Origin of the sequence: Superficieibacter sp. 1612_C1, assembly GCF_015234305.1 — a bacterium.
Taxonomy (GTDB): Bacteria; Pseudomonadota; Gammaproteobacteria; order Enterobacterales; family Enterobacteriaceae; genus Superficieibacter.
This window is the reverse complement of record NZ_JADGMI010000003.1, coordinates 465,786-481,871: the sequence shown is the minus strand read 5'-3', so window position 1 is coordinate 481,871 and position 16,086 is coordinate 465,786. Positions and strand designations below refer to the sequence as shown.

Here is a 16,086-nt window from a genome sequence, read left to right as displayed (position 1 = left end):
GCATCGGCGTCAGAGTCTGCATCAGCATCAGCATCGGCGTCAGAGTCTGCATCAGCATCAGCATCGGCGTCAGAGTCTGCATCAGCATCAGCATCGGCGTCAGAGTCTGCATCAGCATCAGCATCGGCGTCAGAGTCTGCATCGGCATCTGCGTCTGAGTCGGCATCTGCGTCCGCATCTGCATCGGCATCTGCGTCGGCATCGGAATCAGCGTCAGCATCGGCATCGGCGTCAGAATCTGCGTCTGCATCTGAGTCGGAATCGGCATCAGCGTCGGCATCCGCATCCGCATCGGCATCAGCGTCGGCGTCCGCATCTGAGTCGGAATCAGCATCAGCATCTGCATCAGCGTCGGCGTCCGCATCTGCGTCAGCATCCGCATCGGCATCTGCGTCTGAATCTGCGTCTGCGTCTGCGTCCGCATCGGCGTCGGAATCAGCATCCGCATCAGAATCGGCATCAGCATCTGCGTCCGCATCAGAATCCGCGTCAGCATCGGAATCCGCGTCCGCGTCGGAATCTGCGTCGGCATCGGCATCGGCATCGGCATCTGCGTCAGAATCAGCATCAGCATCAGCATCTGCGTCGGAATCAGCATCCGCATCGGCGTCCGCGTCAGCATCTGAGTCGGAATCTGCATCGGCATCCGCGTCCGCATCTGCGTCGGCATCAGCATCAGAGTCGGCATCGGCATCAGCGTCCGCATCCGCATCCGCGTCTGCGTCGGCATCTGAATCGGCATCGGCATCAGCGTCCGCGTCGGCGTCAGAGTCTGCATCCGCGTCTGAATCTGCGTCAGAATCAGCATCTGCGTCGGCGTCCGCATCAGAATCAGCATCAGCGTCCGCATCTGAGTCGGAATCTGCATCTGCATCTGCGTCTGAATCTGAGTCCGCGTCGGCATCCGCATCGGCGTCGGAATCCGCGTCCGCATCGGCGTCAGAATCTGCGTCTGCGTCGGAATCTGCGTCAGAATCGGCATCGGCATCCGCGTCTGAATCAGCATCTGAATCGGCGTCCGCGTCTGAATCTGCGTCTGCGTCCGCGTCGGCGTCAGAATCAGCATCTGTGTCCGCATCAGAATCCGCATCTGCATCGGCGTCGGAATCAGCATCGGCATCCGCATCTGAGTCGGCATCTGAATCGGAATCTGCGTCAGCGTCGGCATCAGAGTCTGCATCGGCGTCAGAATCAGCATCTGCGTCTGCATCAGCGTCAGAGTCAGCATCAGTGTCGGCATCGGCATCGGCATCTGCGTCGGCATCCGCGTCAGAATCAGCGTCTGCATCTGAATCGGCATCTGAATCGGCATCGGCATCAGCATCCGCGTCCGCGTCGGAATCTGCATCAGCATCAGCATCGGCGTCAGAGTCTGCATCGGCATCTGCGTCTGAGTCGGCATCTGCGTCCGCATCTGCATCGGCATCTGCGTCGGCATCGGAATCAGCGTCAGCATCGGCATCGGCGTCAGAATCTGCGTCTGCATCTGAGTCGGAATCGGCATCAGCGTCGGCATCCGCATCCGCATCGGCATCAGCGTCGGCGTCCGCATCTGAGTCGGAATCAGCATCAGCATCTGCATCCGCGTCAGAATCAGCGTCTGCATCTGAATCGGCATCGGCATCAGCATCCGCGTCCGCGTCGGAATCTGCGTCGGCATCGGCATCAGAATCTGCATCCGCGTCCGCATCAGCGTCGGCGTCCGCATCAGAATCCGCGTCAGAATCAGCATCCGCGTCGGCGTCTGCATCGGCATCAGCGTCTGAATCTGCGTCAGAATCGGCATCCGCGTCAGAATCAGCATCTGAGTCGGCATCCGCATCAGCGTCGGCGTCGGAATCTGCGTCAGCATCGGCGTCAGAATCTGCATCTGCGTCAGAATCTGCGTCTGCGTCAGAATCTGCGTCTGCGTCTGCGTCTGCGTCCGCGTCTGCATCTGCATCTGCGTCCGCGTCTGCATCTGCATCTGCGTCTGCGTCCGCGTCTGCATCTGCATCGGCGTCGGCGTCCGCATCGGCATCTGCGTCTGAATCAGCGTCCGCGTCCGCATCTGCGTCGGCATCCGCGTCGGCGTCTGCATCGGCATCCGCGTCAGCATCGGCATCCGCGTCAGAATCAGCATCTGCGTCTGAATCTGCGTCTGCGTCCGCGTCTGCATCGGCATCGGAATCAGCATCCCCATCCCCATCATCCAGCAGCGTTAGATCTTCTGGCGGCGTACCATCAGGAAAATCAAGGCCGACGGTGGGGTAACCGGCGGAGGGATCGATGATCTCAGCGGTAAGATCGAGGACGACATGCGTATGGGATCCGCCGCCGCTTCCGCCGGTGAGGGGAGTATTATTATCTGTTTGTGGACCTGCGGCAGGGGCGTCGAGTGTTTGTGTCGGGTCCTGACCGTCGGCAATGGCCTGCTGGAGAGCGGCGATGTCTGTTTGCTGATCGGTGACAGAGTGGGTGGAAACGGCTTGACCATCCCAGGTGGTGTCGCGACCGAGATCGAGGGTTTTGCCTCCGTCCAGAGTAATGCTGACGGCACCAGATACGCCTGTTTGTACCTGTTCACCCTCAATAAGGCGATCGCCTTCGACCAGTAAACGTCTGCTCCCGTCGGGAGCAACTGCGAATACTTGTCCGATTACGGATTTGATGATCCCCGCCACACCGCTCATGTCACTTTCCTCTATAACTTGCCGTTCACCAATCATTCCGTTTGGATTTTGAGCATACAATACCAAAAGGTCACTAATTAAGCATGGCTAATATCTTATGTTATTCAAAAAAAGTAACACTTCTATAACGTGATTTTTTTGATTCAGGTAAAGTTTTTGTTAAGTTGTTAACTTGATGGGGTAAATCAGGAGTTGTAGACTGAGGGTATTGTAAATTTTTGTTGGCAGGCTAAGAAAGCGCTGATGAGAAATACGCCTTTTTAACCTGCTAAAGATAATAAGAATGTAGTAGTGCTAAATTAATCCTTCATCGTCATCGGCGATCAATCCTTCGAGACCGCTTAATGTTCGACGCGCCTGCGCCCGGCTTATGAGCTTCGTTTGTGCGGCTGGTGGCAGGTCGGTAATGCTGATGACGCCTTTACTCATCAGCACTTCGATCAGGTCTTCCAGTACGCGGACCATCTCAAGATCGCTTTGCTGCAACTGTAATAACGTCGCCGCTCTGGCTTCCTGCTTTTTGTACCACTGGCCGAGCTCAGAGGTGAGATCGGCGCTCTGTTCAGTCATCCCGGTAAATGGTTCATCCTCAACCCGGATAACACGACCTCCGGTGTCACGCTCGATATAGTGCATGATCAATCTCCTTGATTAGCGGGTTAAGGTGCTGACATCGGCAAAGTAGCGGCCCATAGCACCGTAGAGACCTATTTTCTCCAGCACAGCGAGTTCGCCCTCCGTCTCAACCCGCTCGGCAATCAGCGGCAGGTTAATTTGCCGGGTGGCCCAATAAATAGCTTCAATAAAAAGCTTTTTATCCGCTTCGGTATCTATATTACGGATATAGCTGCCGTCCACTTTGATCCACGCCAGTCCCCATTGCGGCAGGTTGCCGACAAGGTGAAAGCGTCCACCAAAGTGCTGAAGACCCAGGCGACAGCCGGTCTCGCGCAGCTTTTTCATCAGGATGCTGACGCGCTCGGGATCCGGCAGTTCGTTCTCATCCAGCTCGAGCGTCAGGCGAGCGGCGAGATGCGGTGCCTGTTTGAGAGGGTGTAGCAGGGCGTTCAGGCTCGCGTCGTCCGCCACGCTTTCACCGCTGATGCTCAGCGCCAGACGATCGTCGTTTTTCTCCATCACACGCAGCGTCTGCTTCAGCATAACCAGATCCATGCGACGGCCCAGCGCTAAACGGTGGATCCACGGCATAAACCGGCCCGCTGCGATTATCTCGCCATCCGGCGTTTTGATGCGGGCGAGGATCTTGTGATGGATAGCGATGTGCTGATGGTTGCACTCATAAACCGGCTGGGCAAACAGTTCGAACGACTCGTTTTGCAGCACCGATGTCAGACGGGTGTGCCAGACATGGTGATCGTCTTCCGGCTCCGCGTCGGCTTTCGCCAGCGGATTGCCACTGTGGGTGGCAAAGTAACGCATCTCGGTCTCGGCCATCGCCAGCGCCTGATCGGCCTGAGAAAGCACGGCCTGCGGGGTATCGCCATAGTGAAAAGGCACCTGGGCAAAATGCGCAACAGGTGTGACGTCACTCATTCCCGTTTCATGCAGCGCCTTAAGCTGGGTGCTAAGCATGTTGACCAGCGTCTCCATCTCCTGCGGCAAAATACCCGGCACGATAAGGGCGAATTCACCGCCCCGCACGCGGGCCAGCAGGCTGCCAGCGTGGAAAAAACGCTGCTGGATCTCCATCAGGAGATGGGCAATAGCCTGTAAAAGCGCATCGGTCCTGGCACCGCCTGTTCGCTGGTTGAGACCCGCCAGATCCTGAACACGCAGCAGGATCAGGTGCCCGGAGGCTTTCTCCTCATCGCTCAACCGTGACTGTAAGTGGATGTCAAAGGCCCGGCGGTTGCTGACGCCGGTGAGCGGATCGTGGTACGCCTCCTGGCGCAGGGTCTCCGTGCGCTGCGCCTGCTCGCGGAAAAGCGCCTGAAGCTGAGTGACCATCATGTTCATGGCGTCGACCACCCGACGCAGCTCGGGCGTTTTGGGCAGTGCCGACAGGTTGAGAAACTCCCGGCGGCTGATGGCAATCGCCTGTTCGACGATGTAGTTCAGCGGGCGCAGGCGACGACGCAGCAACAGGATCATGCCCAGTACGCACAGCGTGCTACAGCCGACCAGCCACAGAAAGCTGGCGATGGTGCTGTTCCACAGGCGCGCCAGCGCAAACATCGGGTGGCTGACCACTTCAACGCGTGCCGCCTGGGTCCAGCCGCGCATCACAATGGCGTCGCCCATTCCCGGATTCAGCGCCACCAGCTTCACAAACCACTGGGGTACGCTGGCGCTCTGCGGTGTGTCGCTGCGCTCGATAATCGCTTTGCCGGTTTTAACGTCGATGACCCGGATACTGTAAAAGTAGCCGCTGTCAAAAATAGAGTTGACCATCAGTTCGGTCATGGTCGGATCGTCGATATGCGTAGTTAACGACAATCCCAGCGCGGTGGCGGCATCCTGTGCATGTGCGCTGAGCTGGTTACGATATTGATCGCGCGAACTCTCCAGCGTCACCACAAAGTTGCCGCAGAAAAGAATAAACGTAAACAGACATATACCAATTAGTAGCTGTTTATAAAGGGACATGGCTACTTCCTATTCATTAAGTTCAAATCCTTCTGCACGCATTCTGGTGAGAAGATCCTGCCAGCGGGAAAGGCGTTTGCTGTCACCCACACGTTTATTTCCTCCGGCCTGCGGAAGCCATAATCCTTCACCGTTAAAAGCATATACGGGAAGCAGATCGGTTCGCTGAGTGGCGGGTAAAATAGCCGTTTTCAGGTTATCAAGAACAAGAGGGATCGCATCCGGCGTGGAATACCAGGTGACGACCATATGCGCCTGATTTAGCGTTAACGCTTTAACATAAGTAATACGTAGCTGGTTAGCAGGAACCCCCATTTCACGTAATGTGAAATACTTCGCGATCGCGTAGTCCTCGCAATCTCCTGCGCCTTTGCGTAAAAACTCAATGGGTGTGGCCCAATAATCCTGTTGATGCCAGACTACACTATCATCGCGAAAATCCATCCGCGAATTAAAGAACTGATTAACCAGCGTTAATTTCTGCTGCACGCTGGCAGGCGGCGGATTTTTTAGCAGCGCGGCCCATTCATTAATACGCTGCTGCGCCGCCGGAGACGCCGGGCCGTAAAGATCGCGAGTGCGAAGCGTAATAGCATTGAAATCCCATCCTGCGCCAAGCCCACACGAAACGACAAGCAGCGCCACTACCCAGAACGATAACCATCGTTGCCGGAAAGGGGCAGGCTGAATACCACGGCATCGGTTCATCGATCTTTTTCTGGGCAGGCGAGTCAGCGAGTATAGTCTGGCTCTGCCGCTTCGTTCAATGTCGGTGAACCGCTGCGGTGATAGTTGTGATACGCCACGTAGCCGGAAAGGTAATGTTCGACATCGTCTATTCTGACGCGATAGCTATGGTGACGAATAAAAAAACTGCCGACGATGCGTGACGGATTTTTAAAAAACATTGCCAGTTCCGGCCAGAAAAAACCGTTTGCCAGATAGCGCGCGCGTATTTCCAGTGCCTCATAAAACGCTGTTAACGGAAAACCCTTCAGTAAATGCTTATGCTCTGAATCCGCCAGACGCGTAAGCATCCGCGAGGCCGCCATCATTAATTCCAGCAAGGTGGGATAGGTGGTAATACGGTGGCGTACAAAATCGAGATGATCGCGGACGTTATCCAGGCCGAACTGGTAATAGCGTTCCAGCGGACGATAAAGCGTCAGTTCGTTAATGCAATAGCTCAGCCAGTGATCGTGCGCCTGCCAGTGCTTCTGCCCGATAAAATAATCCACCGCCCGCTCTACCATCGCCAACCAGCGAGGTTGCCGGGTCAATCCGTATAGGCGCATTAAGGCAAAGGCGGCTTCACCGTCGTAATAGATAATACGGTGTTCCGCTTTGACAGACAGATCGGCAGCATGCAGGACGTGAACAAAACCGCCGGTCTGGGAATTTTGCATCGCGGCAATGCCGTTTGCCAGCCGGTGCATCTGTGCCAGAAAACGGGTGTCGCCGGTTAAATCGGTATACTTGGTCATCGCCAGAATCGTTACCGCATTGCCGCCCAATTTAATTTCATCGCCGGTATCAATCAGAAATTCCGCCTCGCTGCCGTTTGGCAGGGTATATGTCTTAATAAGCTGTGTGGAGAGATCGTCCAGCGCCCGGATGATGGCGGCAAGATGCGCGGGATCGCGCGTTTCTTCCCAGCCTTCCAGCAGCGCATACGTCGAACTGGCATGGCGCAACGTGTTGTAGGTGGGAATGGGACGATCGAAGCAGGGAAACCAGCCGTAATCGTAGCGTCCTGATTGTTTAACCTGCCTTGCCAGATAGTCGGTGCTGCTGTGGATCATCTGCTCCAGCGCCTTCTCCTGCCAGTCGGGAAGCTGGCGATAGCCGGAGTTTTTACCTGATGATTCAATGGGATAGTTTTCCTGGCCGTCAGTGAATACCGCCCGGGTGGTAAAGCGCCAGAGTAGCTGGTCAGCTTCTACAGGCCAGTGCAGTTCGTGATTAAACCGACGACGTGAGAAGGAGGCCAGATTGACGGCGTTTGGCGTTGCGACGCCTTCTGTTCCCTGATACATCAGCGCCCCGGCGGCGATTTCCTGCTCAAGAATGGCGTGGGTAAAAGACGGATCAAAACTTAACCCAAAACGAAAGTAATTGCGTTTCGTTTTGCTGAGTTTGTATTGTAACGTCTCCCAACGCAGCGCCTCAATGCTATTAACGCAATCCACTCGCAGCCAGACAGGCTCGTTTGTCTGCCGTTGCTGCCAACGCTGAAGCGCCTGCGCGCCGTTCTGCCAGGCTAAATCAAAGTTTGCACCCTGCGCGATATGCGTATGCGCACGCGCTTTGCCATCGCTGACGCTGAAAAAAATAACCTGCGCCGGGTAAGGGGCGGACAGCGCCGCAACATCCAGTTTTTCAGCGGCTGGGCGAATGCGCGCCAATAAATCACTCAGTGACATTTTAACTCCTGGCATTCCGTGCAAGAACCTTTGATTTTGCCGGAAGTTATAACACAGATTAATATATTGAAATATGACTGCCCGCAATATCCGGCGATGTCAGGCTCTCGCCAGCGCAGAGGGAAGCGGTTATTCTGTCAGGTATTATTCATTATATTAATATATTAACGTTGCTACGCCGGGACGTGAGTAAAGAGGATTTGCCGTGGGCGAACACGCTATATCGGGTAAAGCAGCGATCGTTTCTGCATTCTGGACAGCCAATGAAGTTGCGCTGGCGACCTCAGGGACCTGGGTACGTCATCCTCCCGAAGGCTGGGCGGCAACCGGAGTTTCTATTTTTGCACCCGCGATCCTGCCTGGTAATATGGCTATGGTCCGTTCAGCCACGGATAATTGCGGCATGCTGGCAAGCGTGGTCGCCAGGATGGCCACGCCACCATCCTGCATTATCACCACCGATCCGCAGTCCATTGCCATGGAAAATATCCCACTGCTTCAGGTTGCTGACGGTACGGAAGCCCTGCTGGCGATGGGCCGCTATGCGCGTAACAAGATGAGCGGTAATGTAATTGGCGTTACTGGCAGCGCGGGCAAAACGACCACGGTGGCCATGCTGGCCGCCGCGCTGTCGGCGTGGGGGGCGGTGGGGCAAAGTCGGCTTACGGCTAATCTCCCACGCGGCGTCGCCTGGAACCTGGCGTCTATTCCATGGGATACACCGAATGTGGTCATCGAGATGGCCATTGGCCGCATGGGCGTCAGCTCGCGTATGGCGCAGCCAAAAGTGGCGATCTTCACGAATATTCAGCCAGCGCACCTTGGAGAAAAACACACGTTGCGGGATGTGGCCCTAACCAAGAGCGCCATATTCCAGGGCATGACAGCAGGTGATATCGCCATTCTGAACCGCGATATGGCGGAGTGGGAAACGGTCCTTGAGAAGGCGTTAAGCCGCAAGCTTAGGGTGTTAACCTACGGTTATCATCCTGAGAGCGACAGCCGGTTACTTCATTATGATGCTGCGGGAAATCAGGTGGCGGCACAGATTAACGGACAAACGTTAAATTATTCATTGTCCGCAGCCGGACAGCATATGGCTATAAATAGCCTTGCAGCGCTCACCGCCGTTGCGGCACTGAATTATCCTCTGGAACCCGCGATTGAAAAAATAATCTCTTTTATGCCGCTGGCCGGACGGGGAAGGGAAGTTACAGCTGAAATCGGCGGTTGTGTTTTCACCATAATTGATGATGCCTATAATGCCAATCCCGGTTCAATGCAGGCCGCGCTGGAGAACTTGAGTGAAAAGCCGCTGGCAGGCCGCAGGATAGCGATACTGGGTGAGATGGCAGATCTGGGTATGAACGCGGTGAGTTATCATACCGGGCTTGCGGAGAGGGTTAACCACAGTAATATCGATCGTGTTTATCTCATCGGCGAACATTACGTGGAATGCTGGCAGGCGCTCGATGAAAATAAAAAAGGACGCTTTTTTTCGACTGTCGATGAAATAAAAGCGGCGTTATTAACTCTGATCCAGCCGGGTGATACCGTATTGTTTAAAGGTTCGCACAGTGCGAATACGCATCAATTAGTGGAATGGATGATGGCGAGAAATGAGAAATGCTGACCAATAATAAACCGGACGTATAGTCCGGTTTATTATGACGATTATTGTTTTGCGAAACCCGAAAACTCCTGCTTTGCCTTCTCAAGCTGTTGCTGGAACTGCGGATTAGAGTGAAGTGTCGCCACAATCGCCGAACCGACAATACGTGCCGCATCAACATCACTTTGCCAGTGATAACCGCAGATCACCCGGCTCTGCCCTAACTCATAACCGCGCTTCAAAATCTTGTCCTGATCGGGCGGATTAATTTCCGTCAACACCAGCGCCGTTGCCCAGCCAATCGACGTATGTCCGGAGGGATAAGAGCCGTTAGTTGACAATTTTTCCTGATCTTTAGTATTACAGGTCGGGACACCATAAAAAGCGAACGGCCTGATACGCATATATTTTTCTTTCGCGCCACGGGTCGCCAGATCGCCCGCATCTTCAATCATATTGGTTAATAGCTTATAGATCTCCGGTGAGTCTTTTTGGGTAATGGGATGCCCAAACGCTTCCGAAAACGCATTTGCCACGCCGCCGGCAGCAAGATCGGCATCCGCCGCTGCCTGCTTACCGCGCTCGGTATTACGCAGCAGACGACCTTTTTCATACATCGCCTGATCGTTCAGAAACTGAATACTGCCCGCTTCCGGCGGCGGCGGTAAAAGTGCCAGGCTATTAATCGCCTGATCGTTTTTCAAATAATATAAGTCAGGTTTGGTGGTAACATCGTCGCCCGGTGAGGATAATGCGAAAACGTTAAAAGATAATAACGAAAGTCCCAGTGGTAATAATAATTTTTTCATAATAGCCCTTTGCATTTTGTCGTTTTATCAGCTGGTCTAGTGTAGCTTTTTTGACAAAATGAGCTGTGACTATGGTCTCACTTGAAACAAAACTGTAACAATAAGGCAAAGATAGCAAGCTTATTATTTTATATTGATGAACTTGCGCCGGACCTTCGCCCTTATTTGCGATAAGAAATTAATTGAGGTAACCACGGGATATATTTGTGCTGCCTGAATAAGCATCTTCTTTTCTGCAAGAGGGATGCCGGGCGTTAGCGCCCGGCGAAAGGTTAACTCACGCCGCCACCCAGCGATTGCCAGAGGGTGATGCGGTTCTCCAGATCGGTCTGTTGCAGGGAGATAAGCGTTGTTTGCGCTGACCATAAAGTCCGCTGAGCAGTCAGTACCGAAAGATAATCGCCGACGCCAGCCTGATAGCTTTTCGTAGCGATATCCAGCGCTTTTTGTTCGGCGGCGACGTATTGCTCCTGCGCATCCAGTTCTTCGTCCAGGGTTTCCCGCCGGGCCAGCGCATCGGCCACATCCTTAAAGGCGCTCTGAACCGATTTCTCGTAGGTAGCAATTAGCCCTTTTTTCTCCGCTTCGGCATAGCGCAGCTGCGCCAGATTGCTGCCGCCGGTGAAGAGGGGCAGGCTCACCGAGGGTGCAAACGACCAGACCTGCATACCGTGGCTGAACAACGATGAAAGCGAATCGCTACCGACGCCCGCGCTGGCGGTAAGTGAGATTGTCGGGAAGAAATTTGCCCGCGCGGCACCGATATTGGCGTTAGCGCTTTTAAGATTATGTTCTGCTTCCTGGATGTCCGGACGGCGCAGCAGTACCGAGGAGGAGACGCCAGCCGGGACCAGATTTATGCTGTTGCTGCCGAGACTTTCCAGCGTGCCGGGCAGCAGGCTGTCAGGAACGGTATCGCCTGCCAGCAGGTTCAGGGCATTTTTATCCTGAGCCACTGCGGTGCGGTAGCTGGCGACGCTGGCGCGCGCCTGCTGGTAAACGCTCTCCGCACTGCTTAAATCGCCCGCCGAGGCGGTACCGACCGCCATCTGCCGGGCGACGATCTTACGTGAGTTATCCGCGCTGTTCATCGTCTCCTGCGCCAGCGCAAGATTGCTGTTGTCCGCCGCCAGGGCGACCCAGGCGGTGGTCAGATCGGCAATCATCGTCAGACGGGTATTCTGCGCGGTGTATTCGCTGGCAAGCCAGGTTTCCCGCGCAGCCCGCGACAGGCTCTGATTACGGCCAAACAGATCCAGCTCAAAGCTGGAAACCGCGCCATCGGCTTGCGCCGAAGACGTGATGCCGCTGGCGATGGTTTTACTGCGCGTATGGCTCAGCTCTGCATCAACCGTCGGAAATAACGACGCGCGGGTTTCGCCGTATTGCGCGCGTGCGGCTTCAATATCGGCAATGGCTTTTTGTACGTCGCGGTTGCTGGTCAGCGCGATGCTGACCACTTTTTTCAGGCGGGCATCATTTACCGCCTGTTGCCACTGGCTAATGACGGTCGTTGCCTCGCCGTGGGCTCCCGGCAACGAGGCGGGAACCGGTGCGGCCGGGCGTTCATAATGCGGATCGAGAGAGACACAACCCGCGGTCAGGAGCGCGACAAATAATACGGTAAAACGAAACATAATTTACTCCTGAGGAGGCCGCTGGCGGGTGAAGAGACGCCTCACCAGAACAAAAAACAGAGGAACAAAGAACACCGCCAGCAGCGTCGCCGTCAGGGTACCGCCGATAATCCCGGTACCGATAGCCACGCGGCTGTTCGCGCCAGCCCCGGTGGCGATCGCCAGCGGCAGTACCCCGGCGATAAATGCCAGTGAGGTCATCACAATAGGACGCAAACGGGTTTGCGCCGCCCGCAACGCGGCGCGTGAAAGCGAATAGCCCTCATCAACCGCCGCTTCGGCGAATTCGACGATCAGAATAGCGTTCTTCGAAGACAGGCCGATGGTGGTGAGCAACGCCACCTGGAAATAGACATCGTTACTCAGATCACGCATCCATGCGGCGACGGCCGCGCCGAGCAGCCCCAGCGGGATCACCATGATGACCGAGAACGGCACGGCCCAGCTCTCATAGAGCGCCGCGAGACACAGGAACACGACCAGTATGGAGATGGCGTACAGACTCATCGCCTGGCCGCTGGCCAGCTTCTCCTGTAACGACAAGCCGCTCCATGCCCAGGTGGAACCTGCGGGCAGACTGTCGGCCAGCGCCTCCATCTTATCCATTGCTGAGCCGGAACTGGCACCGCTGGCATTCTCCCCCTGGATTTCAAAGGCGGCGGAGCCGTTATAGCGGATCAGGCTTTCCGGACCGTATTCCCAGTGGGTAGTGGCGAAGGCGGAGAAGGGCGTCATACTGTCGTCGCTGCCGCGCACATACCATTTGCCCAGATCTGACGGTGCGGAGCGGGAATCACTGTCGCCCTGAATATAGACTTTTTTCACCCGTCCACGGTCGATGAAGTCGTTAACGTAGGTGCCGCCCCAGGCGCTGGAGAGGGTGTCGGTTACGTCGCTCAGCGATAGCCCCAGCGAAACCGCCTTGTTATTGTCGATATCCACCTGTAACTGCGGCATCTGCGGCAGATCGTTGGCGCGTACCGATTGCAGTTCCGAACTTTTGTTGGCGGCCTCAAGCAACTGGCTGCGTAATTTCATCAGGCTGTCACGGTCGGTCGCACCGCTGGCCATTAGCTCGAACGTGAAGCCGTTGCTTTGTCCGAGACCCTGTATGGCGGGCGGCGTCATGGCGTAAAGCGAGGCGTCGCGAATACTGCCCAGTTCGCTGGTGGCGCGTTGGGCAATCGCCTGAGCGGTATTCTCATCCCCTTCGCGTTGCGACCAGTTTTTCAGCACCACAAAGGCCATGCCCGCGTTTTGTCCGCTACCGCTGAAGCTGAAGCCGTTGACCGTAAAGATCACGTCGGTATTGGCTTTCTCTTTGGTCAGGAACCAGTCGGTGACCTGGCGGCTCACTTCCGCGGTACGTACCGCGGTGGCACCCGCCGGCAGGGTATACTGAACCATTACATCGCCCTGATCCTCTACCGGCAGGAAGCTGCCCGGCAGTTTCCACATCGCCAGCGCCATTGCGCCGCAGAGCAGAAGAAAGACCGCCATCATCGCCGCCGAACGACGCAGACCGCGCAGGACGCCATGTTGATAGCCATTTTCGGTCCGACCCCACAGGCGGTTAAACGCGCCGAAAAAGCCTTTAGTATGGGGACTCGAGTGGCTCAGCAGCGAGCCGCACAGCGCAGGCGTCAGAGTCAGCGCCACGACGACGGACAGCATCATGGCGGAGATAATCGTCACGGAGAACTGGCGATAAATCACCCCGGTTGATCCGCCGAAGAAGGCCATTGGCAGGAACACCGCCGACAGCACCAGCGCGATGGCGATCAGCGCGCCGGAGATTTCACCCATCGATTTCTCCGTGGCTTCGCGGGCAGGCAGCCCTTCGTCGCGCATAATACGCTCGACGTTTTCTACCACGACAATCGCGTCATCCACCAGCAGGCCGATCGCCAGCACCATCGCAAACAACGTCAGGGTATTGATGGAGTAGCCGAACAGGGCCAGCACGCCGAAAGTACCGAGCAGCACTACCGGTACCGCCACCGCCGGGATCAGCGTGGCCCGCAGGTTTTGCAGGAACAGATACATTACGCAAATCACCAGGATGATGGCTTCAAACAGCGTCTGAATGACATCTTCCACCGAGATTTTAATAAACTCGGTATTGTCCTTGGGATAGGCGACGGCATAGCCCTGCGGCATCTGCCGCTGGAACTCGGTAACCTTGTTTTTCACCAGCGTAGCGGTATCCAGCGCATTGGCACCGGGTGAAAGCATGACCGCCACGCCCGCTGACGGGTGACCGTTCAGTTTTGCGCTCGAACTGTAATCTTCACTGCCAACTTCAACACGCGCGACGTCTCTGAGGCGGACCACGGAACCGTCCGACTTGCTCTTGACGATGATGTTCCGGAACTCATCGGCATTTTGCAGGCGCGACTGCGCGCGAACGGTCGCAGTCAGTTGCTGAGAACTGGAGGAGGGTAGCGCGCCGATTTTACCGGCGGAGACCTGAACGTTCTGCGCCTCAAGCGCCGTTTCTATATCGGAGGGCATCAGCGCATAGGACGCCAGCCGGGTCGGGTCCATCCAGATACGCATTGCGTATTCCGAACCGAATACTTGCAGGCTGCCGACGCCTTCAACGCGCGCCAGCGGATCCTGCACGTTACTGACCAGCCAGTCAGCGATATCGGAACTGGTGGCTTTGTCGCTCTGGTCGTAGACCGCCGCAATCAGCAGGAAGTTGCTTTGCGATTTAACCACCGTGACGCCGGACTGCTGAACGGCGCTGGGCAGACGTGATTCCGCCTGCTGCACCTTATTCTGCACCTGGACCTGGGCAGTGTCCGGGTCGGTGCCCTGCTCGAAGGTAACGGTAATATCCACCGTCCCGTCGGAACTGCTGGTCGAATTGAAGTAGAGCAGGTTATCCAGCCCGGTAAGCTGTTGTTCGATCACCTGGGTGACGCTGCTTTCCAGGGTGTCAGCAGAAGCACCGGTATAGGTCGCGGAGATCTTTACCGCTGGCGGCGCGACGTCAGGATACTGGGCGACCGGCAAGGTATTTATCGCCAGAACCCCGGCGAGCATAATCAAAATCGCGATAACCCAGGCGAAGACCGGGCGTCGCACAAAGAAGCTGGAGAACATCAGGCTTTGCCTCCGCTGTTTTTCACTTCAACGGCGTTGACCTGCTGCCCGGCCGTGACTTTGCCGGTGCCTTCGACAATCAGTTTATCGCCGCTTTTCAGCCCGTTAATCACCAGCCACTTATCATCATACGTCTCACCGGTTTCCACCGTACGCTGTTCTACTTTATTGTCCGCGTTGACGACCAGAACGGTGGCATCGCCTTTCGCATCGCGGGTAATACCCTGCTGTGGTGCGAGGATGGCGTCGTTCATGATCCCTTCATCAATGCGGGCGCGAACGAACATGCCCGGCAACAGAACATGCTGCGGATTAGGGAAGACGGCGCGCAGCGTGACCGAACCGGTAGACTCATCCACCGCCACTTCGGTCAGCGCCAGGCGTCCCTTTTCGCTATAGGTGCTGCCGTCTTCCAGAATCAGCGAGGCGTTGAGGGTATCGCTGCTGCTGGCGAGACGTTGCTTGCGCAGATGCAGGAGATCGACGCTGGATCGGGTTAGATCGACATTCATGCTGTCAAGCCCGCGGATCGTGGCCAGCGCGGTGTCCTGATCGGCGGAAACCAGCGCGCCAGGAGTCACGGAGGAGATGCCGATGCGCCCGGCGATCGGCGCAGTGACGGTAGTCCAGTTGAGATTAATGCGTGCGCTCTCCAGCGCCGCCTTTTTCGACGCCACGCTGGCTTTGTCCTGCTCGCAGGTCGATTGCGCGTCGTCCGCATCCTGACGCGATACGCCGTTGTCTTTTACCAGCGCCGCGTAGCGCCGGGCTTTCTGGCAGTCGGACACGACCAGCGACTGAGCCTGCGTCAGGGCCGCGGCGGCTTCGTTGTAAGCCGCGCGATAGCTCGACGGATCAATCTGGTACAGTGGTTGTCCGGCCTTAACCTCGTCGCCTTCGGTGAATAACCGCTTCTGGATAATGCCGCCGACCTGCGGACGCACTTCGGCGCTAAGCGCGGCCGTGGTGCGCCCGGTCAGTTCGCTGACTACGTGAACGGCCTGACCCTTCAGGGTAACGATGCCGACTTCCGGGGTTGACGGCGTCTGGGCCGTTGTCTGGGCGTCATTACATCCGCTAAGAAGAAATAATGCCGCGACTGCGATGGGGGAGAAGGTAGACTTCATTCTGTATTCTCTGGATAAGCGACGTCAGCGTAGCGGCATCTGAGAGGAGAGGGCTTCTCCGTTCCGACGTCCGGCGTTGACAAAAAAA

At 56.2% G+C, this 16,086-nt stretch carries 9 protein-coding genes and 2 pseudogenes; 1 reads left to right on the top strand and 10 read right to left on the bottom strand.

Features of this window, described 5'->3' with window-relative positions:
- The 6 genes and pseudogenes from INT84_RS13475 to INT84_RS13450 form a co-directional block, all read right to left on the bottom strand.
- Positions 1–2,176, bottom strand: a pseudogene (locus INT84_RS13475) (hypothetical protein); the annotation flags it as partial.
- Positions 2,177–2,300: 124 nt separating this feature from the next.
- Positions 2,301–2,672: pseudogene (locus INT84_RS24435) on the bottom strand (retention module-containing protein); the annotation flags it as partial.
- A gap of 294 nt (positions 2,673–2,966) precedes the next feature.
- A complete protein-coding gene (locus INT84_RS13465) occupies positions 2,967–3,308 on the bottom strand; it encodes a tryptophan synthase subunit beta (protein ID WP_194207186.1) in 342 nt (113 codons plus the stop codon).
- Between the two features lie 15 nt (positions 3,309–3,323).
- Positions 3,324–5,279: a cyclic di-GMP receptor LapD gene (gene lapD, locus INT84_RS13460; RefSeq protein WP_194207185.1), complete on the bottom strand. Its 1,956-nt coding sequence runs from the start codon at positions 5,277–5,279 to the stop codon at positions 3,324–3,326.
- A gap of 9 nt (positions 5,280–5,288) precedes the next feature.
- Positions 5,289–5,987, bottom strand: coding sequence for a cysteine protease LapG (lapG, locus tag INT84_RS13455; protein ID WP_194207184.1), 699 nt, complete (start codon positions 5,985–5,987; stop codon positions 5,289–5,291).
- Between the two features lie 23 nt (positions 5,988–6,010).
- On the bottom strand, positions 6,011–7,702 hold the full coding sequence (locus INT84_RS13450; RefSeq protein WP_194207183.1) for a Mur ligase: 1,692 nt from the start codon (positions 7,700–7,702) through the stop codon (positions 6,011–6,013).
- Positions 7,703–7,907: 205 nt separating this feature from the next.
- Here INT84_RS13450 and murF point away from each other — a divergent pair, with 205 nt between their 5' ends.
- Positions 7,908–9,335 (top strand): UDP-N-acetylmuramoyl-tripeptide--D-alanyl-D-alanine ligase, encoded by a 1,428-nt coding sequence (murF, locus tag INT84_RS13445; protein ID WP_194207182.1) that lies wholly within the window; start codon positions 7,908–7,910, stop codon positions 9,333–9,335.
- Between the two features lie 41 nt (positions 9,336–9,376).
- On the opposite strand, the gene phoC is transcribed toward murF, so the two are convergent.
- The 4 genes from phoC to INT84_RS13425 form a co-directional block, all read right to left on the bottom strand.
- The gene (phoC, locus tag INT84_RS13440) at positions 9,377–10,123 is read right to left on the bottom strand and encodes an acid phosphatase PhoC (protein WP_176919211.1); all 747 of its coding nucleotides are present in this window, start codon (positions 10,121–10,123) and stop codon (positions 9,377–9,379) included.
- A 272-nt stretch (positions 10,124–10,395) separates the two neighbouring features.
- The gene (locus INT84_RS13435; protein ID WP_194207181.1) at positions 10,396–11,760 is read right to left on the bottom strand and encodes an efflux transporter outer membrane subunit; all 1,365 of its coding nucleotides are present in this window, start codon (positions 11,758–11,760) and stop codon (positions 10,396–10,398) included.
- Between the two features lie 3 nt (positions 11,761–11,763).
- Positions 11,764–14,871 carry an efflux RND transporter permease subunit gene (locus INT84_RS13430; protein WP_194207180.1) on the bottom strand — a complete coding sequence of 1,036 codons (3,108 nt, stop codon included), beginning with the start codon at positions 14,869–14,871 and terminating at the stop codon, positions 11,764–11,766.
- Positions 14,871–15,998 carry an efflux RND transporter periplasmic adaptor subunit gene (locus tag INT84_RS13425; protein ID WP_194207179.1) on the bottom strand — a complete coding sequence of 376 codons (1,128 nt, stop codon included), beginning with the start codon at positions 15,996–15,998 and terminating at the stop codon, positions 14,871–14,873. Before INT84_RS13425 ends, INT84_RS13430 begins: the two co-directional genes overlap by 1 nt.
- Between the last annotated feature and the right edge of the window lie 88 nt (positions 15,999–16,086).